The organism is Paracoccus sp. P2, assembly GCF_046335115.1.
Lineage (GTDB): Bacteria > Pseudomonadota > Alphaproteobacteria > Rhodobacterales > Rhodobacteraceae > Paracoccus > Paracoccus pantotrophus.
The window spans coordinates 18,485-38,278 of sequence record NZ_JBGOSN010000019.1 but is presented as its reverse complement, the minus strand read 5'-3'; the positions used below and the strand labels follow the sequence as shown (position 1 = coordinate 38,278).

At 61.4% G+C, this 19,794-nt stretch carries 16 protein-coding genes and 1 pseudogene; 8 read left to right on the top strand and 9 right to left on the bottom strand.

Annotated features, from left to right (window positions below):
• Positions 1-238: 238 nt before the first annotated feature.
• The 5 genes from ACDP63_RS13450 to ACDP63_RS13430 form a co-directional block, all read right to left on the bottom strand.
• Positions 239-556 (bottom strand): DUF736 domain-containing protein, encoded by a 318-nt coding sequence (locus tag ACDP63_RS13450; protein ID WP_030093188.1) that lies wholly within the window; start codon positions 554-556, stop codon positions 239-241.
• A gap of 755 nt (positions 557-1,311) precedes the next feature.
• Complete coding sequence (locus ACDP63_RS13445; RefSeq protein WP_030093187.1) at positions 1,312-1,803, bottom strand: type II toxin-antitoxin system YhaV family toxin; 492 nt, start codon at positions 1,801-1,803, stop codon at positions 1,312-1,314.
• Between the two features lies 1 nt (position 1,804).
• A complete protein-coding gene (locus ACDP63_RS13440) occupies positions 1,805-2,140 on the bottom strand; it encodes a type II toxin-antitoxin system PrlF family antitoxin (protein WP_030093186.1) in 336 nt (111 codons plus the stop codon).
• A gap of 97 nt (positions 2,141-2,237) precedes the next feature.
• A complete protein-coding gene (locus ACDP63_RS13435) occupies positions 2,238-2,654 on the bottom strand; it encodes a hypothetical protein (RefSeq protein ID WP_030093185.1) in 417 nt (138 codons plus the stop codon).
• A gap of 180 nt (positions 2,655-2,834) precedes the next feature.
• Entirely contained in the window at positions 2,835-4,949 is a 2,115-nt protein-coding gene (locus ACDP63_RS13430; protein ID WP_099866429.1) for a ParB/RepB/Spo0J family partition protein, read from the bottom strand.
• Positions 4,950-5,371: 422 nt separating this feature from the next.
• Here ACDP63_RS13430 and ACDP63_RS13425 point away from each other — a divergent pair, with 422 nt between their 5' ends.
• The 6 genes from ACDP63_RS13425 to qatD are packed head-to-tail and all read left to right on the top strand — an operon-like array spanning position 5,372 to position 13,128.
• Positions 5,372-6,409, top strand: a complete 1,038-nt coding sequence (locus ACDP63_RS13425) for an SIR2 family protein (protein WP_099866484.1) — start codon at positions 5,372-5,374, stop codon at positions 6,407-6,409.
• Positions 6,406-8,157 carry an ATP-binding protein gene (locus ACDP63_RS13420; RefSeq protein WP_099866428.1) on the top strand — a complete coding sequence of 584 codons (1,752 nt, stop codon included), beginning with the start codon at positions 6,406-6,408 and terminating at the stop codon, positions 8,155-8,157. The genes ACDP63_RS13425 and ACDP63_RS13420 overlap by 4 nt, the downstream gene beginning before the upstream one ends.
• Before the next feature lie 27 nt (positions 8,158-8,184).
• Positions 8,185-10,143, top strand: coding sequence for a Qat anti-phage system ATPase QatA (qatA, locus tag ACDP63_RS13415; protein ID WP_409928128.1), 1,959 nt, complete (start codon positions 8,185-8,187; stop codon positions 10,141-10,143).
• Positions 10,143-11,021, top strand: coding sequence for a Qat anti-phage system associated protein QatB (gene qatB, locus ACDP63_RS13410; RefSeq protein ID WP_099866483.1), 879 nt, complete (start codon positions 10,143-10,145; stop codon positions 11,019-11,021). Before qatA ends, qatB begins: the two co-directional genes overlap by 1 nt.
• Positions 11,018-12,367 carry a Qat anti-phage system QueC-like protein QatC gene (qatC, locus tag ACDP63_RS13405; RefSeq protein WP_099866426.1) on the top strand — a complete coding sequence of 450 codons (1,350 nt, stop codon included), beginning with the start codon at positions 11,018-11,020 and terminating at the stop codon, positions 12,365-12,367. Before qatB ends, qatC begins: the two co-directional genes overlap by 4 nt.
• 8 nt (positions 12,368-12,375) lie before the next feature.
• Positions 12,376-13,128, top strand: a complete 753-nt coding sequence (gene qatD / locus ACDP63_RS13400; RefSeq protein WP_099866425.1) for a Qat anti-phage system TatD family nuclease QatD — start codon at positions 12,376-12,378, stop codon at positions 13,126-13,128.
• Positions 13,129-13,256: 128 nt separating this feature from the next.
• On the opposite strand, the gene ACDP63_RS13395 is transcribed toward qatD, so the two are convergent.
• Positions 13,257-13,715, bottom strand: coding sequence for a hypothetical protein (locus ACDP63_RS13395; RefSeq protein WP_409928127.1), 459 nt, complete (start codon positions 13,713-13,715; stop codon positions 13,257-13,259).
• On the opposite strand from ACDP63_RS13395, the gene ACDP63_RS13390 reads away from it, so the two are divergent.
• On the top strand, positions 13,714-14,334 hold the full coding sequence (locus tag ACDP63_RS13390; protein WP_409928126.1) for a LysR substrate-binding domain-containing protein: 621 nt from the start codon (positions 13,714-13,716) through the stop codon (positions 14,332-14,334). The two genes, ACDP63_RS13395 and ACDP63_RS13390, sit on opposite strands and share 2 nt — an antisense overlap.
• A gap of 15 nt (positions 14,335-14,349) precedes the next feature.
• Positions 14,350-14,686 (top strand): annotated as a pseudogene (locus ACDP63_RS13385) (IS5/IS1182 family transposase); the annotation flags it as partial.
• Between the two features lie 338 nt (positions 14,687-15,024).
• Here ACDP63_RS13385 and ACDP63_RS13380 read toward each other — a convergent pair.
• From ACDP63_RS13380 to ACDP63_RS13370, 3 genes are read right to left on the bottom strand one after another with little or no spacing between them, the layout of a single operon-like run.
• Entirely contained in the window at positions 15,025-15,741 is a 717-nt protein-coding gene (locus tag ACDP63_RS13380) for a M48 family metallopeptidase (protein ID WP_409928125.1), read from the bottom strand.
• Entirely contained in the window at positions 15,738-18,953 is a 3,216-nt protein-coding gene (locus tag ACDP63_RS13375) for a type I restriction endonuclease subunit R (protein ID WP_409928124.1), read from the bottom strand. The genes ACDP63_RS13380 and ACDP63_RS13375 overlap by 4 nt, the downstream gene beginning before the upstream one ends.
• Entirely contained in the window at positions 18,950-19,786 is an 837-nt protein-coding gene (locus tag ACDP63_RS13370) for an HAD family hydrolase (RefSeq protein WP_278503182.1), read from the bottom strand. The genes ACDP63_RS13375 and ACDP63_RS13370 overlap by 4 nt, the downstream gene beginning before the upstream one ends.
• Between the last annotated feature and the right edge of the window lie 8 nt (positions 19,787-19,794).

Sequence of the window (19,794 nt, the reverse complement as noted above, 5' to 3'; positions counted from 1 at the left end):
ATCCGCGCGGAAGGCTGGGGATACCGCCCGGCCGCCCTTGTGCCGCGCCAGGGGGCAGCGCCCCCAAGCAACCCGCCCGGCCAGAGCAAAGCGGAGGACGGGGAGAAGATCCGATCGGGATACGCAAAGCCTGAAAACCGGAAAGCCGCGTATCCTGATCTCCTGGTTTCCTGAAAGGCGGCGGAGATGAGCAAAAAGAAGCCCCGCTCGGTTGAGCGGGGCAATCGGGGAGCTGGCCTTAGTCGCCGTTGCGGCGGGACCAGATGAGGTTGTGGGAATTTCCGTCCTCGGCTTCGACCAGGCTGGCGTAGATCGGTGCGGGGAAGCTCGGATCGTCCAGCTTGACGGAGAGGTATTCGCGCTGCGTCTCGCGGGCGGTCTTCCTCCAGGCCGCGCCGAACTCGGTAGCACCGGCGAAGATGCGGAAGTCGGGGGCGCGCTCGCTGTCGCCCTCGCTGGGAACGAACTTGGCCTTGACGTTGAGGGTCAGGGTCTTGACCGCGCCGGTGAAGCCCGCGCCGTTCTCGTTCTGGGTGAAGGTGCCGATGGTCGCCATTGTCGTATTCCTTTTCCTGTCGGGCCGCACCATTGCGACCTCGATGGTGGTCGTGAGACCGGGGACGATCGGCCCCGCACCCCTAGGGGCTGGAACATCGTGGAAGGCGGCCGGCGGCAGCTTTTTTGCTTCGCGATGCAAAGCCGAAGGCGGCGGAAAAAAGTTGGCGACGGACGTTGCGGGAAGACGAGCGAGGCGAAGCCGATCTTCGGTCAGACCCATTCCAATCGAGGACGCGAATGGAGCGCCCGTTTCAGGAAATCGCGGGAATACGGCAATGGCGGCCGTCCTGCGCCTCGCCGGGATCGGGGACGCTGCGCCGGTCGCCTTGGGTGCGGTCTTTTCCACCCTGACCGCCAAGGCCAGTTCGTATGATACCAGCGGGGCGTTGGCGGGCACGGCTTCGTCTGACCTTCGCCGGTGCTGGCGTGCCCGGTGTGGCCGGAAGACCGCTTGCGGGGCGGCATGCACTACCTCGCCAAGCGGATGATCCGAGCTTCCCGGCGCTGATCCGCCCCGCCCGTCGAAGCGGACGGAAAGCCTAACCTCATCATGGGGCTGCCGTGGCGACCGTGACCGGCCTCCGAGACTGCCTCCCTCACCGGATGGGAGCTTCCCGCGAAATGTCCGCCGCCGCCCCTTGCGTTATGGGATTGAAGCCGAATGGCGGAAACGCGGCGAAGTCGTGGTTCCGGCGCAGCCGAAAGCCCGGCCCGGAGGGCAACGCCCAATCCTGTGACGTTCAACAGCACTCGTCATGGATTCGGGGGCGAGGCTTTTTCCAGCCGTGCAACGGCCTTGGGGTCGGAAGCCTCTTTGTGCAGAGCATCCCAATTGTCGGGCGGATTGCCGTCATCCAGCATCCCCTTGAAGACCTTGTAGGCATCCGTTTTGGAGCCATAGGTCCGCAAGCTGTTTTCGTCGTTCACCCATGCGAAGATGATGACCTTGCTGGTGCTGCTGTAGCGGAAAAAGAGCCGGAAACGACCATTGCCGAACTTGGCGCGAAACCAGTGCTTGCGGTCATCGCCAAGGGTCGCGCCCTGGCGATAGATGGAAGCTGTCGGGTCCGATGGCACATTGACGGTGACGAGCTGGACCAGGGACGCGAGTAACTTGGCGTCTGCGGATTTCTGATAATCGTCCGGTTTCTTCGCTTTGAGCGCGCCGACCGCCTCGATCAGCTTTTCCCACTGATCGAGAAAGAGAGGGTGTGCGAGGACCGTCCAGCCATTGATCGTCGGCATATCAGATCGAAACGTCCCCCTCGATCTCGGCATCGAGATCGACCGTCATGCCCGCCGTCAGGGCAACAGCCCGGTCGAGCAAGGACTGGGGGAACGGAAGAACGGATTTCTCGGGGTGCTTCGCCATGTCTCGCGCGAGAAATTCGAGAAAGCGGTCGATCACGGGATCGGCGGTTTCTTCAATCTCGGCCTTCTGGACATAGACGCGGTGCTGCTCGTCAATGAGAAAAGCAATGCGTCCACCATAGTCAACGCCCAGCGCCTGCCGAACGGACTTCGGCACGGTGGTCTGTCCCTTGGCGGTGATGGTGCTTTCTTCTTTCAGCAACGCTCCCATGGCGGGCCTCCATAAATCGGTCGAGTGGAATGTAAGGAATATTCCTTATCATGTCAAGATTGGCCGTCGCCTTGCTCTGCCAGCCGGTTCCGCGCCTTTATTTCGCGGGGTGGCCGACACCGTTCACCAGCCGCGCCAAGGCAGAGAAGCCGACGAAACCGCCTCCGACGATACAGAAGATTTGCCGCCAGATGTCGGACGGGACGGCCTCCTTGGTGACGCCATGGACCAGCGCATAGCCCGCAACGGCGGCGGGAGCGGCGAAGATTAGCGCCACGATCAGGCGGATGATGGGAGTGCGGATCGTCTCGAACAGCCCGGCCAGAATGCCGAAGGCGGCACAAGCCGAGAACAAGCCGACGAGTCCCGCACCGATCAGGCCAGAGCCGGTCTGATACGCGAACTGCGCTGCGGTCAGCCCGAGCATGAAAGGCAGGGCATAGACGGCGAGATTGTAGGCGAGGACGCAGAGCAACGCGACCAGCGCAACACTCATGAACATGACGGCGACCATGATGTTTCACCTTTGCTGACGGCACCGCCTTTCGTGCAATCGCCATGATGGCGGCTGCACGTTCCGATGTGTGCCGATGTGTTCTTGTTCTGTCGAGGTCATCCGGCCGCGCGGGGAAGCCGCGCGGCCGGATTTTACGGGTAGAAGGCCGGGACCGCTGACGCGATCCCGGCCCGCCGTTCATTCCGCCGCGACGGCGAAAGGCTCATCTTCCACGGTTTCGGCGCTGTCGGTTTCGGGCAGAGCCTCGTCCTCCATGGCGAGGGCTTCCGGCTGCTCGTCCACCGCCAACCATGCGGGCCGCTCCGTGCGCAGGATCGGCGGGAGCCACCCGGTTCCGGCCAGAAGCCGTTCGGCAGCTTCCGCCATGTCCGGCTTCTTCTTGTCCGCGATCCGCTCGGCGGCTTCGTCGCCAAGCGCCTCACGCACGGCGTCAAGGATATGGGCCTTCGTGACACGCCCGAGATAGGCCCGAACGGTCGGCGTCCAATGCGCCGTCATGTCGAGCGCAACCGCCGTCGCCAGCCTGTCCGCCGTTGCATAGGCGTGGCGCTTGTTCTGCTCCCATGGCAGCTTGAGGGCGTTGACGGTCTGCGCGGCGCAATGGGCGAACAGCGCCATGACGCTCGCATGGTCCAGACCGGCGATGAAGCCCCAAAGCTCGGCCACGTCGCGCGGCATGTCCGCCGCCCATCCGGCATGACGATCCGCCAGCGCCTTCGCCGCCGCCGTGTCCTCGATGCCGTCCGCATGCCCGCCAAGGCTGGCGCTGATCGGGCGGATTTCGAGGGCGTGGGCGTCCCCGCCGCCACGATAGAAGGTCTGCGCGGCAAGCGCATGGGTGACGGCGATCAAGGCCATGTCCGGCTGTTCGCCAAGAGCGAGACGCAGGCCAAGCGTCCGATGGGCCGTCAGGTCGCGAATGAGAAGATCGGAAATCGGCTTGCCGTCTTCCTCCGCTTCATCGTCCTCGGCGTCGAACGCGGAAACATGGTTGCCGTCCTCGTCATACTCGCCGTCCTCTCCGATGATTTCGCCATCGCCGTTGACGTGAACGCCGTCGATGATGGTTTCGCCATCTGTGCTTGCTTCTTCTTCCGGTTCCGGTGCCTCGTCCTCGGGCCGGATGAAACCGCGCTCGATCCGGGCTTCGCCGTCATGGTTCAACACCACGAACACGCCGCCGCGCCCGATCTCGTCGGCGTCATAAGCGTAGCGCAGCCCGTCGATCCGCTCGATCTCGGCTTCAAGCTCCGCAAGGCGCTGATCCACATCGGGCGGCAGGTCTGTGTCTGCGTCCTGCCATTCCGCCGACAGGCGCTCAAGTTCCTCCTGCGCGGCGTCGTAGGCGGCTTCCTGTTCCTCGGAAAGCTCCACCGGCTGCGGATAGGTGCGGCGCATGCCGTGCGCATGGGGCCAGTCGATATAGGCCAAAACCCATTTCCACCCCTCGGCCTCCCGAACCTCGGCGGCAGTGCTTTCCAGTTTGTCGAGGGCAAGCCGGTCCAGCAGCGCGGCGTCCTCGTAGAAGCCGCCGCGATCCTCGGTGAACAGGTCACGGATAATGTTGCCACCTGCCTCGGTATAGGCTTCCGCGCCGACGAACACCGCGCGCCGATCCGAAGCCGCCACATTGCTAGCGGTCAGGTCGCGGCGGATGATCCACGGCTCCTTGTTGTAGGACAGATTCTCATAGACCTGTTCCTGCCGGTCGTAGTCGTCGGTGATGGCGAACGCCTGCAACTGGTCCATGGTCAGCCCGCCATCGCGGTAAACTTGAATCAGCTTGGGGCTGACAGCGCCGAGGCGAAGCCGCTGCTTCACGACATGCGCGGACTTGCCGAACCGGGCCGCGATTTCCTCCGCGCCCCATCCGCGATCTTCCGAAAGCTCGCGGAACTTCTCGAACTCGTCGGCGGGGTGAAGGTTTTCGCGGTTCACGTTCTCGTCAAGGCTGATCTCGGCGGCGTCGTTCGCCGTGTCGATGACGCAGCGGATCGGCTCCGTCTTCTTGATCTCCTTGCGCTTGGCGCGCAGAAGCTGCGCCAACCTGCGGCCTTCCCCGACGCTGACGAGATAGAAGCCGGTCGGTTCCCCGCCCGCGTTCGTTTCCGGCTCTACCACAAGGTTTTGCAGCATCCCCTTGGCGGCGATGCTTGCGGCCTTCCCCTCGATAGACGCCTCGCTGTGCGGGGTCTTCCGGGCATTCTTCGGATGCTTCTTAAGCTTGTTGAGCGGGATGAAAACCGTTTCGCCATGTTCTGGAACGGTCGTGATCTGTGTAATGGTCGTCATGATCTTGATCCTTTTGGTCTGGGTTGGAGCGCAGCGCTGCGCTGCAACCCTGGCCGTCGCCGAGACCGGGGGGTGCAAGGCGCAAGGGCGGACGGGCGGAGGGGGATCACCCGGCCTGCACAAGCGGATCGAAGTCGTGACGAGAGTGCGGAGCACATATCCGCGCGGAAGGCTGGGGATACCGCCCTGCTGCCCTTGTGCCGCGCCAGGGGGCAGCGCCCCCAAGCCACCCGCCCGGCAAGAGCGAAGCGGAGGACGGGTACAAAGCTAGATCAGGATGTGCAAAGCCCCAAAACCCGAGGACCGAGCATCCTGATCGCCGCTTTTGTTATTCTGTTGCGATATAGTTGGTATCGCTTAGGAATTGATCATCTGCCATACTGGCCAAATAGATGTCAAAATATAAAGACGAGAAGACGCGCTTGGACATTCACGAGCTTAAACTACTGTTGCAACAGCATCTGACAGACGGCCTAGTAACGGTTGTCGGCTCTGGTCTGTCATGCGCGGAAGGGCTGCCGGGTATGGGCGAGTTGGGCACTCATCTCGATGCGACAGTGACAGCAGGCTTGGCGGCAGCGGAGGTAGATCGGTGGAAAGCGATTTCACCGCTCCTGCCAACCAAGGGACTCGAAGCGGCTCTTCTGGAAGTGCCCCCGACGACAGGACTGGAAATCGCGATCGTTGCGCGCACGGCCGAACTGATCGCTATACGTGAGCGTCAAATTGTTGCCGAAGTTTTCTCGCGGACCCGGACGCTGCGTTTTACCGGGCTCGTCAAGCACTTGTTGAAACCTCATACCGGACTTCCGGTGGTTACTACCAACTATGATCGCCTGGTTGAGGTCGCCGTGGAAGAAGCCGGTCTCGGCGTTGATACGTTGTTTATCGGCCATTTTGCAGGAGAGTTGAACGAGCAGGAAAGCCGCCTGAGCTTCTGCCGGGAAGTGACGCTGAAGGCCGGACGAGCACAGTTTCGTTATCGTCCGCGCGCCAATATCTTCAAACCTCATGGCAGTCTCGACTGGTATCACCGTGACGGGAAGCCCGTCCGCTACTCTGGTGATCTCGATCTACCGAGGCTCATCATCACGCCGGGGTTGAACAAGTTCCGCAACGGCTACGAAAGCCCGTTTGACCGCCATCGGGAACGGGCAAATTCGGCGATCGACCGTGCCAGCCGCTTTCTCGTGATCGGCTATGGTTTCAACGACGATCACCTTGAAACTCACCTGACGCCCCGTATCCGCAGCGGCGTGCCCACGCTGCTTTTAACTTACGGACTGTCGGATAATGCGGTGAAGCTCGTAAACGAGTGCCGCAATGTCATCGCGATTCAGCGCGCCGAACAAGCTGGTGTTTCCGGCTCTGGCGTCTTTGTCGCTGGCGTCGAGACCTTCTTTCCTGGTCTGGACCTGTGGGATCTGGGCTCATTCGTTGCCGAGGTGCTTGAACCATGACTGAAGCCGCTCTCCAATTTGCTGACGAGGATAAAATCGGGCGCGTCGCGTCGGTCGATACCAGCCGTGTTGCGATCGATGTGACGAACTCCGTTCTGCTCACGCGGATCGGCATCGGACAGCTCATCGCCATTCGCGGCGCGACGGAGCGCGAATACCTCATCGCCATGACAGAGCGCGTTACCCGCAGCATCAGGGAAGAATTGCCCGGCCCGGACGATGAGGATGCCGATGGCGGGCTTTTGGCAGCGGTGCCGACCGACCTGATCCAGGGCGTGTTGATCGGTACGTTCAGAACGGTGGAGGGAGATCGGCGGAATACATTCAAGCGCGGTGCGGATAGCTTTCCGCAGATCGACCGGGACTGCTTCGTCATTGAAGGCGGAAATCTTCAGCGCTTCATGGGAATCCTGGGTGCCGGTTTTTCCGCCGATGAAAGACTCAAGCTCGGCACGTTCGTTGCGGATCGCACGGCCGATGCGATCGCCAGTGGGGACAAGTTCTTTCAGCGGCACGCAGCGATCCTCGGAAGCACCGGGTCCGGCAAAAGCTGGGCTGTTGCACTGATCCTCGAACGGGCCGCCAAGCTGAAGTTTCCAAACATCATCGTGTTCGATATGCACGGCGAATACGCTCCGTTGGCAGATAAGGCGAACGGAGGATTCGCTACGCGCTTCCGCGTCGCTGGTCCCGGCGATCTGGAAAATCCGGGAAACGACACGCTGTTCCTGCCATATTGGTTGCTCAACCGTGATGAAATGCTGTCGATGATCCTCGATCGCAGCGACCAGAACGCGCCAAATCAGGCGTCGCGGTTCACGCTGCATGTCCGCTCCTTAAAAGGGCAGACACTCGATGCTGAGAAGAAGGCCGATATCAAGAAAACGTACACTGTCGATTCGCCGATTCCTTACGACGTCAAACAGTTGGTCGGGCTTCTGAACACAGACAACACCACAAAAGGGGTGGGTAAGAACGGCCCGGTGAAGGGGGAATGGGAGGACAAGCTGACCCGGTTCCTGTCGCGCCTCGAAGCAAAGCTGGACGATCGTCGCTACGGCTTCATGTTCGCACCGCCACCTGCTGCGATGAAATACGACTGGCTTGCAACGCAGGTGCTCAAACTGCTGCAATCTGGCGATGACACAGGCATCAAGGTTATCGACTTCTCCGAAGTGCCCGCCGACGTACTCCCCGTGGTGACGGGAACGCTGGCGAGGCTACTTTATGATGTTCAGTTCTGGATGAGCGGGAAGACCCGGACGCCGGTTACGCTGCTCTGCGACGAGGCTCATCTTTACCTTCCGGTTCGCGATGACGCTGACGCGGTCCAGCGTCAGGCCCTCGGATCATTCGAGCGGATCGCCAAGGAAGGCCGTAAATACGGCTTCTCGTTGCTCGTGGTGAGCCAGCGCCCGTCGGATGTCAGCCGGACGATCCTGAGCCAGTGCAATAATTTCTTGGCTTTGCGCCTGACGAACGAAACCGATCAGGGCGTCATCAAGCGCCTGATGCCGGATTCGCTGGCTGGGCTGACGAGCATCTTGCCATTGCTTGATACGGGTGAGGCGCTGTTGTTGGGTGACGCTGTTCTGCTACCGACGCGGATCAAGCTCGACATGCCAAAAGTGCCGCCGGATAGCGCGACGCGAGATTTCTGGAAGGAATGGGGATCGGCCAAGCCGGATGATGCCGCAATAACTTCTGCGGTCGAATGTTTGCGGGGGCAATCGCGTAACGGCGGATAAAGCCCGCAAAGGCGCATTGGGGGGGAAATGATTCTAACGGATAATGAGACAAAGGTGGATCTCCTCAACAATGAGGCGATCGCCAAAACTATCATCGAACTGCTGCGTGAAAAGCCTGACCGCGCTGTGACAATCGGTGTTCATGGCGACTGGGGCGCAGGCAAATCCAGCATCCTTGAGATGATCGAGAATGGCCTCAGTTCGGATGAGGACGTGCTCTGCATCAAATTCAACGGGTGGCGTTTCCAGGGGTTCGAAGACGCCAAGATCGCGCTGATCGAGGGCATCGTTACCGGGCTCGTTGAAAAGCGGCCCTTACTCACCCAGGCCGGCGTGGCCGTGAAAGACATCTTTCGGCGGATCGACTGGCTGAAGATCGCGCGGCGCGGGGGCGGTCTCGCGTTCACCGCGTTCACCGGCATCCCCACAGCCGATCAGATCGGCGCAGTGGTGGGCACCTTGAAGGGAATCTTCTCCGATCCCTCGAAACTCGCCACGCAGGAGAATTACGACAAAGCGATCGATGGTGTGCAGGGTCTGCTGAAGCCCGGAGAGTCGAAGAACGTCCCGGAGGAGATCGAAGCCTTCAGGAAGGCTTTTGACGATTTGCTCAAGCAGGCAGGCATCAAGCAACTGATCGTACTCATCGACGATCTTGACCGCTGCCTGCCAGACACGGTGATCGAAACGCTCGAAGCCGTCCGACTGTTCGTCTTCACCGCTCGCACCGCATTCATCGTCGCGGCCGACGAGGCGATGATCGAGTATTCGGTGCGCAAGCATTTCCCCGAGTTGCCGGACACGACTGGCCCCCGTGACTATGCGCGCAACTATCTCGAAAAGCTGATCCAGATTCCATTCCGGATTCCGGCTTTGGGCGAAACAGAAACCCGTATCTACGTCACCCTGTTGCTCATCGGCGCCGAGCTGGGTGACGACGATCCCGCTTACTCGTCGCTCATCACAGTCGCGCGTGAATTGCTCAAACGGCCTTGGAAGACGGCCGGGCTCGACGCGCAGACGGTGAAGACCGCCTTGGGCGACAAAGCCGGCCAGGTACAGAACGCGCTCACCTTGAGCGACCAGATCGGTCCGATCCTGGCCAGCGGTACTCAGGGCAATCCGCGGCAGATCAAGCGCTTCTTGAACACCTTGCTGCTGCGCCATCAGACCGCGCTCGCTCGCGGCTTCGGAGAAGAGGTGAAGCTGCCCGTCCTGGCGAAACTAATGCTGGCCGAACGGTTCCTCTCCAGACTATTCGATCAGATCGCCAGCGCCGCCGCCCGTGATCCAGACGGCCGTTGCGCAGACTTGGCGGCGCTTGAAGCCGCCGCGTTGGAGAAGAAGCCAGTTCCAAAGGCCAAGCGGGCCGGGCCGAAAATCAGTGTCATCGATGACACCAAGCCGACCGTCGTGCCGGATTCCAAAGACAGTGCCGTTCTGACGGAATGGAAGGCGGCCGACGCGATACGGGCCTGGGCGCGGCTATCGCCGGCCTTGGCTGAGGTCGATCTGCGCCCCTATCTGTTCGTCACCAAGGATCGGAAAGACTATTTTGGCGCGGCCTCCGTCCTCGGGCGTCTCGCCGCTGTGGTCGAAAAACTGCTCGGCCCAAAACTCGCGGTCCAAGCGTTCGAAGGCGAACTCAAGCAACTCGTTCCTGCGGAGGCGGCGCAGGTCTTCGAGGAACTGCGCGGGCGCGTTATGGGCGGAGACACCTTTGATACCGTGCCACCCGGCATCGACGGACTCGCGGTGCTAGTTCGCGCGCATCCGACGCTTCAAGCCAATCTTCTTGACCTGCTCGAAGCCTTGCCCGCCGATCGGTGCGGGCCTTGGCCCGCGTCGGGTTGGGAGGGTGTCGTCAAGGATTCCGACGCCGTGGCGCGCTTCGAGAATCTACTCTTAGGATGGTCCACCTCCGGTTCGTCCTTCCTGAAGCCCACGGCGAGCGCCGCGCTTCGCACGCGGAAGGGTGGTCGCTGATGGGCACGTCGAACGCCTATGGGGGTGCAGGAGGCGGTACGCCGCTCATTCCGAGTTGGTTGCAAGGTGACAGCGACGGCGGAGCTGGCGCGGGTGATAGCGACGGAACGCAATCCCCGGCTCCTGATGGAGCGCCGCCCGCAGTTCCTCCCGCGCCAGCACCTCGGCCGACCGCGCCGGCAGGGGCGTCGGATCGCTTCACTTCCGCCCGAAACAATTTCACGCGTTTCGCAAGTTCGGGCGGAAGCGACCGTAGGAGCCTCGGCCGCGCGGTTTCGCAATATGTGTCCAAATCAGCGGGCGGCTCACGCCAGGCTGCGCAGCGGATGGGTTCGTCGCGGGGCGCGGGTGCTGGACTGGTCAGGTTCCTCAACGACGCCAGCGCGAATGGCGTGCGTGAGGCGCTACGAACGCTCAACCTTGAAAGCCTCGCCGGGCGTCCGATCGAGGAAGTGTTCGCGGGTCTCGCCGATTATATCTGCCCCGAAGGTGGGTCTATTGATGAGGGAATCGCGCGAGACGCCTTCGTCGAGACGATCGCCGATCTCGCCGGTGCTGGCATTACCGACATCGACGCGCTGACACCTGGGCAAATCCAGACCGTCTTCGAACTATATGCGACTCACGCGATCGAGGCGCGCATCTGTAACGACATCGGCACCAAGGTCGTAACCTTGCCTGCCGATCCGCGCGCGGCCGAGAGGGTTCAGGCGCAATTGCGTGATTTCATCCAGCGGGGTGTCAGCGACGCGATCAACGCCGCGGGTGTCAACATTCAGTCGCTGACCCCAGATGCAGTGATGGGCTTTGTAACTAACGTCTATCAATCCGCCTTCGACGTGTTGCAGACGATGGGCGATGGGGAGGCAGCGAAATGAGGCGCCATGTCATCATTGGCCGTTTCGGCGAGGACGATAAGACCCGTGTTCCAAAGGCGCGCGACGAAGTCGCATCGATCTTACAGTTGGTAGCGGGCAAGCGTCTCGATCATGGGATCGGCCACGCCTTGGCTGACCTCAAGGCGCTGCACCTGACCCCGAGCGAGATCGGCGCGGACATGCTCGTGGTCGCGGCCCACGTTCACGCAGCGGACACCCGCATCTCCCGCTCGACGGAATCGCAGGATGCCTGGACGCGCGAGATTCGATTAGTCGTCCCCGTGAGCGATCCAGTGCGATGGACGGCCGCCGCGCCGATCTTGGTCCGCGCCTTGAACTTCCTGACAGGCGACAGATGGGATGTGGGCTTCCGCAAACGGGCCAAGGGCTACGCGAAGCTGGTTTCTCCTGCCGCGCCCACCCTCATTCCCGCCCCGTTCGATGGCGTGAGCTTGTTCTCCGGTGGTTTGGACAGTTTGATCGGTGCGATCGACAGCTTGAATGCCGGCGAGACGCCGCTTCTGGTCAGCCATGCCGGCGAAGGACTGGTGAGCAAGTCGCAGGAGCAGTGCTTCCACGGTTTGAAAGCCGCTTATAAAGCCTCTTCTTTCGATCGGCTGCGGGTATGGATGAGCTTCGATAGCGGGTTTGTCGAGGACGTCGGATCGGAGGACACCACACGCGGCCGCTCGTTCCTGTTCTTCTCGCTGGGCTTGGCCGCCGGGACTGCGCTCGGCCGCGACTTCGTGCTCAAGGTTCCGGAAAACGGGTTGATCGCGCTCAACGTGCCGCTCGATAGACTTCGGCTCGGCGCGCTCAGCACCCGCACGACGCATCCCTTCTACATGGCCCGGTGGAACGATCTGCTGCGGGCGCTCGGTGTCGGAGGGAAGGTCGAAAATCCCTATTGGGACAAGACCAAGGGGGAGATGGTCACCCAATGCACCAATCCGGCCCTGTTGAAGCAGCTCGCCCCGCTGTCGCTATCATGTTCATCGCCGACGAAGGGGCGCTGGACCAAGAAGCCACAGGGACACTGCGGATACTGCCTACCGTGTCTCATTCGACGGGCCTCTCTACAGGGCAAGGATTCGACAATTTACGGCGTGCCAGACCTGAAGACTGCCACATTAGACACCCGACAGGCCGAAGGTCAGCAGGTCCGATCCTTTCAGATCGCGATCGCGCGGCTATCGAAGCGTCCGGAACTCGCCAAGGCCCTCATCCACAAGCCAGGGCCGCTCTATGATGATCCTTCCCGTCACGATGACTTGGCTGATGTCTACCGCCGCGGATTGGAAGAGGTTGGGCGCTTGCTGACTGGCGTTCGCACCGCACCGTCGTAAGAGGCATCATGCGATCAAGTCTCGTTGATTTTCATTGCCACCTCGATCTCTACCCGGACCACGTGGCCGCGGTGGAGCGTTGCGAGAGCGATGGCGTTTTCACCCTCGCCGTGACCACCACGCCTAGAGCTTGGCCGCGGAACCATGAACTGGCGTCCGCCACCCGTCACGTTCGCGCGGCTCTCGGCCTGCATCCTCAACTGGTCGGCGAGCGCGCCCGCGAGATCGGGCTGTGGGAGGAATTGCTTCCGCTAACACGCTATGTTGGCGAGGTCGGACTGGACGCCGGCCCGCGGTTCTACAGGTCGTTTGAGACGCAAAAAGAGATTTTCGCTCGTGTGCTGACGCTCTGTGCGGCGGCGGGGAACAAGATCGTCACGACGCATAGCGTCAGAGCGACGAAAGCCGTGCTCGATATGGTCGAGCAATACATGCCGCCCCAGCGTGGACGCGTTGTGCTTCATTGGTTCACCGGTACCGCGAAAGAGGCAAAGCGGGCGGTAGATCTCGGCTGCTATTTTTCAGTGAACGCCGAGATGCTCGTAAATGAAAAGCGGGCGGCAATAACCAAATCTTTGCCTCTCGATCGCATTTTGACAGAGACGGACGGACCGTTCACACAAACTAGCGGTAATCCTTCCACACCAAGCGATGTTTGGGTCGCTGTCGAGGGATTGGCGCGTCTGCATGGGATTTCAGTAAGAGACATGTCCGCAGCCATTCTGAATAACCTCAAAGACCTACTTGCCGAGCGGAGCTAGATGGGCGGCTCACCGTCGCCTACGGATGCATTGGTATGTGCTGCATCCCCGGCGGTTGCAAACGCGGCAAACCATGGCTCGACTTGTAAGGCATTCCTTAGAGGCGTTCGGATTAGATCCGGTGCGCTTCAAACATAAGTTGCGGCCATAGACTTGCCGTCTTTAGTCAGCGATTGGAGGTGACTAATTGCCTCTGCGACTGAGAACTCTTTGCCAGTCTTATCCTTGAAGTTGCTGGGCAGCCCTGTCCACACTACGACATCATATTCTTTTTCGGCAGCCCATTCAGCGACTGCGTCCGGCACGGGGGGCGAACAAGTCCGGCTGCCATCGCGGAAATAGAAACCTATTCGCTTCATGATCGTACCTTCGCGGCAGCGCAGATCGGCAATCGCGTCATCAGGGTTGCTGCGCCTGCTGAGCGAGTAGGCGGCCAGGCCCTGCGCCCGTGCAAGCTTATCCTCGGGGTATCCGGGCCGAGCGGCGCTCGGTCGCGTGGAGAAATGTTCGAACCACGTCTGTAGTTTGATGCATTCCGGTGGAACCGGTACCGCGTAGAAGTCTGCCGCATATTGCAGGGTCGCCATGGCAACGCAGTCGGCCACGGTTACCCATGCGCTCCTCCCGGTCATCACCCGATATCTTGTGGAGAACCCCGAAGTACAAGCGGACGTCGTCTTGTCAGATCGGTTGGTTGATCTGGTCGAGGACGGCTTCGAAGCCGTGATCCGTATCGGTCCACTTTCGGAAACCAGCGCACTTAGCGCGCGAGAGCTCAGCCCTTATAAATTGATTGCCTGCGCCGCACCTGGCTATCTCGAAGAGCGCGGCGTCCCCGCCACACCTGACGATCTGAGCCGGCATGAATGCCTAGGCTTCAGTTACTGGTCGCAGGCGATGGCGCGTGAATGGACTTTCCGGAAAGCAGGCACGCTGTTTCGTATACCCGTCCATGGCAGGTTGAGGGCGAATGACTGGAAGGGCCTTCACCATGCGGCGCTGGTCGGCTTTGGAGTGACGCTCGGGCCAATGGTTGCGCTGCGCGACGACATCGCAGCCGGTCGTTTGGTTCAGGTTCTTGCCGACTACGACGGGCCTTCCCGCCCTATGCATCTTCTCTATGCGCAGGATCGCCGGATGACGCCCAAGCTGCGGCACTTCATCGACACGGTGCTGGCTGCGTTCCCTCGCGAGCCGGAGGCGTAGCGGCAAGGAGTTCGCTACCTGACCTTCGACAGGACCATCGCGCAGGCCCACCGACACGCAGTAGGCGCAAAAATGTCTGATAATTCAGTATATTGTCCGCTCCCGCGGCGACCTTAGCACCAAGATCCACCTGGCCGTGCGCAGCCTTGACTGCCCGGCCAGGATCATCCTGACCGCCGGTCAGCGCGGCGATGCGCCCCAGGCTGCTGCCCTGCTCGGTGAGGATCGGCCCGACGGGCGGCTGGCCGATGCCGCCTACGGCGCAAATCACTTCCGCGAGGCCATCACCAAGGCTGGCGCTGTCGCGATCATCCCCAACAACCCGTCACGGATGAAGAAGCGTCCGATCGACCGCTTATTTGGGAGGGTAATAGAGGGCTATGGAGTAGATATCGTTCTCATCGCTATCCCGCATGGCCCGCCACTTGCCCTCGCGAAAGCTTTCTCCCGATCCGGCTGCGGCCGGATTTTTCCGTTGTTTTCGAGGGTTATGCGGGAGGGGCTGAGCACTGCCCCTGCTGCCAGGAGGCCCGGAAGCGGTCTCTCGGGGCTGATATTCTCCGGACCTCATGACTGCGCCATTTTGGTGAATTTCTCATAAGCCCCTGTAGATATACGAGAAATCAAAGCCATTGAAATTGCTTGGATTGGAGTCGCGTTTGGGGCTGCCGCGACCGGGTTCGGAAGTTCTTAGGCCATGGCCCGTTCCAGTCTCTGCTTCCGGCGCTCCCAGTCGGGCATCACCTTGTCGAGGAGATCGAAGAAGGCTGCCCCGTGATGGGGTTCGGCCACGTGGCAGAGTTCGTGGGTGATCACATAGTCGATGGCATCGACCGGCGCCTGCACGAGGCGGCGGTTTAGTAGCAGACGTCCGGCCGGTGACATGGACCCCCATCGCTGCCGGGTCTGACGTACGATGAGCCCCTTCGGCCTGAATGCCTCGGGATCCGGGAACAGACCGAGACAGAGTTCGATCCGTTCCGGAAACTTGATGTGGGCCCGGTCTCGATACCATGCCTCGACCAGTTTGCGTGTCACCTCCGGCCTGGTCGGCCGGTGAGTCTGCACGACGATGAAGCCGCGGATCAGCTTCACGCTTTCCTGGACATGCGGGACGACCTTCAGCCGGTACTGGCGCCCTAGGTAAAGATGCGTTTCTCCGGCGACGAACCTGCGCTCCGGCGTCCGCGGCAGGAATTGGGCAAAGTACCGTTGCTGCCTCGTCACCCATGCCGCGCGCTTCCGCAGCTTGGCTTCGATGGCGTCTAGTGTCGCGTCTTCCGGGGCCGCGATCACCACCGACGCATCCGGCTCGACGGCGATCTCCAGTGTCTTCCTTGGGCGGCGGACGATTTCGTATCGGATCTCCTGCTCACCGTACTGCAAGCAATGCAATTCCGGCGTCATGCTGCGAACCGGGCCCGGGCGAGGTCCATGATCTTCAGTTCGAGCTCGTCGAGCACCTCCACGGGCAGGTCGACGCCCTTTTCGTCGCGCAGGACGTCGAAGAAGTAGTCATCGATGGCGTTCCGCAGATTGTTCTGGGCCACCTCGTTCGACCAGATGTCCACGATCAGGTGGGACTTGATGATGTCGATGATCTGTTGAGCGATCGCTGCGGCATCGTCGCCGGCTACCAGCTCATCGCCTTCGGTCTTCAGCTGACCGTCCAGGATCCCGAAGAACGCCTGCGCATCCTCATCGCCCCGGATGCTTTCCGGAACATCGCGGCCGCGATCCTTGCGCGCGACCTTGCTCGCGAGGTCCACGACGCTGTTCAGGTATTCGCGCTCGGACAGCCGCTTCTCGCGGTAGGTGCGGATGGTCTCTTCGAGCAGCTCGGAGAACTGTTTGTAGAACGTCGGGTCCTCATCCATCTTCTCGGTGATCGCCCGCCGGGTCGCGCTGGCGATGCGATCGGCCCTCGAGGCCTCGGACACCCCCGTCTCTTCGACGACGGCCTTCAGCGCGTCGGGATCGTTGATGTTGACCACCTCGATGATGGTTTCCGCCGGCATTGCCACGACGTGGTCATCAAGGAGCTTCTGGATCTTCGGCTCGAACTCGCGGACATCGACCGTCTCCTGGTAGCGGAGCTGGACCGAGCGCTTGAGTTCGGAGAACTGCTTCCAGTCGCGTTTCAGGGCATCGATCTTGGCCTCGTCGAAGACATCGAACAGCTTGTCGGACGAGAGCGAGATGTGCAGGCACCGGCTGAACGCCTTGAGGCGCGCGTAGAACTCGTGGCGCAGCGCCTCGTCAGCAAGGTGCTGCTCAAACTGCTCCATGTCCTTCTTGTTCCGCACCGGCTTGAAGAGGTCCCAGAGCTGATCGTGCAGCTGGGGCAGCTTGCGGATCTCCTCCCGGACATCGTGCACCGTCCCGGCGAGGTCAGCCGCCTCGTAGCCCTCAAAGGCGCTGTAGGTGGTCAGGGCGCTGTCCAGCTCGCCAAGTAGCCCCTCGTAATCGACGATAAAGCCGAACTGCTTTTCCGTTCCGCCGTCCTCGTAGAGCCGGTTCACCCGCGCAATCGCCTGCAGGAGATTGTGTTCCTTCAGGGACTTGCAGACGTAAAGTACGGTGTTCCGGGGTGCGTCGAAGCCGGTGAGGAGCTTGGAAACGACGATCAGGATCTCCGGATCGCCGGAGCCCTTGAAGGCATCGATGATCTGGCGGTTGTACTCCTCCTCGGTCTTGTACCGCGCCATCATATGCGACCAGAAGCGGCGTACCAGGTCCTTGGACTCCTGGTCGACCTCCTCGTTGCCCTCGTTCTCGTCCGGCGGGGAGATGACGATCGCGCTCGAGACGTGGCCGATTTCGTCGAGAACCTCCTTGAAGCGGACGGCCGCGGCCTTCGAGGGGGCAACAAGCTGCGCCTTGAAGCCGGTCCCCTGCCAGTGCTGGCGATAATGCTCGGAGATGTCGAACGCCTTGGCTCGGATGGCCTGGTCGGTCTTCGACAGCGCGTCCATCCGGGAGAACTTGCGCTTGAGGTCGGCCTTCTGGCTGTCAGTCAGCCCCTCGCTGATCTTCTCGAACCAGCGGTCGATCACGGTGCCCGAGACCTGCTGCTCGACAAGTCGCCCCTCGTAGAGCAGCGGCACGACGGCGCCGTCGGCGACCGCCTCGTCGATGGCGTAGCGGTGGATCAGCCGCCCGAAGGTCGAAAGCGTGTTCTTCTCCTTCTTCAGAAGGGGCGTGCCGGTGAAGCCGAGGTAGCATGCCTTGGGCAGCAGACGCCGCATCTTGGCGGCGAACTGGCTGTGCCCGCCGTAGCGCCCCGTCTGCGTTCTGTGGCTCTCGTCGACCAGCACGAAGATGTTCGGATCCTCGTCCGCCAGCTTGCTGTTCTTCAGTGCCGTATCGAACTTGTTGATGATCGTGGTGACGAGTGGTGCCTTGTTATGCACGAGCTCCAGAAGGTGCGCCCCGCTCGTCGCACGGACCGGCTCCAGGTCGCAGGACTTGAAGGTGTCCTTGATCTGCTTGTCGAGATCGTCGCGGTCCGTGACGATGATGATCCGAGGGTTCTCAATGCTGCGCTCGAGAGCGAGCGAGCGCCCAAGCATCACCATCGTCAATGACTTGCCCGAACCCTGCGTGTGCCAGATCACGCCGCCCTTGCGCGCGCCGCTGACGTCGTGCTGCTTGACGGTCTCGACGGCGCGCCGGATCCCGAAGAACTGCTGGTGGCGCGCAACCTTGCGGACGCCGCCATCGAATACGGTGAAACGGCGGATGAGATCGAGCAGTCGCTCGGGGCGGCACAGCGCGTACACCGTCCGATCCTGAACCGTGACCGCACGCTCGCCCTCGGCGGCCATCGCGTCGAAATACGGGCGCGCGCCCGCGAAATCGCCTGAGAAGATGGCGTCCTTCTCCGCCGCGGTGAGCAGACGGTTGGCAAAGGGTGCGATGGCCTCGTCAGTGTCTTCCTCGTCGCGCCAGGTCTGCCAGAACTTCCGAGGCGTCCCCACGGTCGCATAGCGCGCCTCGTTCCGGTTCATGCCGATCAGCAGCTGGGCGAAGTGGAAGAGCTGCGGGATGTTGTCCTCGTTCTGGTAGCCGATCAGCTGGCTGTCCGCCTTCTTCAGGCTTTCGGTCGGCCGCTTGTTTTCGATCACCAGGATCGGGATGCCGTTCACGAACGCGACGATGTCACAGCGCTTCGTCTGGCTCGACGCGGTCCTCTCGACCGAGAACTCGGCCGTGACGTGCAAGACGTTGTTCTCCGGCCGCTCCCAATCGATGTAGCGGAATGAGTAGCTCTTGGAGTCGCCGTCGATGGACTTCGTGATGGTCGTGCCGAGGACGAGCGTGTCGTAGATGTCCTGGTTCGTGCCGCGCAGACCCTTCAGGCGGTCCGGTGTGGGCTTGAGCCGCCGCATCGCCTCGTGCGCGTCCTCCAGATCGAAGGCATACTCGCGGCCCCGGTGGGTGAAGCGGTTGATGCGCATCAGCTGCTCGGCGAGGATATCGTCCAACACCACGTTCCGCAGGCGCCCGCCGCGCAGGCGAAGCGCCTCCTCCTGCGAGAGCGGCTTAAACCCGAGCGCCACCAGCAGCTGCAGCGCCGGGACCTGGGACTGGTGTTTCTCGGCTGCGTCGAAGGTCATGATTTCGGCCTGTATCCGTGCTTTCGCGCAATCCGACCGAGAATGCCCTTAACGGTGATGTCGATTTGGGAGTTTTCCTCGTAGTCAGCTGGAGCGACGAACTCGACGCGACCGTCCGAGATCAGCTTGTGAATCTTTTTGAGATCGCGATCCGTTCTGTAGGGGTCATATACGGCGACCGAATGCCCGCCCTTGTGGGTCAGCATCTTCATTGTCGGAATGTCGGTGTCGCCGTCTCCTAGGAAGATCATCCGGTCGAATGGTATCGGGCGTTCGTCTTCGGGCATGTAGCTGTTGATGGAGACATTGTCCCAGTGGTTGTCGATGCCCTTGTTGATCCTGAACAGGTACTGGGTCTTGGTCGTGTAGTTGATGCCGACCCCTGGCCACGCCGCTACACCCTCGACATAGATGAATTTCGAAGCGAAGACCTGACGGAAAGCATCGCGGATTGCGCAGCCTTCTATCATCTCGTGGATGCCGGATGAGACGATGTAGTGCTCGAGGACGAGCCCACGCTCGGCAGCATGCGCGTTGATCCGGTCAAACCAGGATTTGTCCGCGAGCCCAGGGAATAGCGGGGCTTCCTCGCCATGGCGTCTCAGGTCTTCGACTGTAACTTGAACGCCTTGCTCGCGCGCCTTGTCGAGCATCAAATGCATATAGACGAGGATTTCATCGGCATCGTGATCCCGCGTACGCGCCTTCACCTCTGCCCAAAAGTCTTCCTTGGTCATGCCGATGTTCGGAATGAAGCTCGTCTCCTGCAGATTGCCGCGGGCAAGCGTTCCGTCGAAATCGTAAATCAGTGCCGTTCGTTTCGGCTCGTCCATCGTCAATG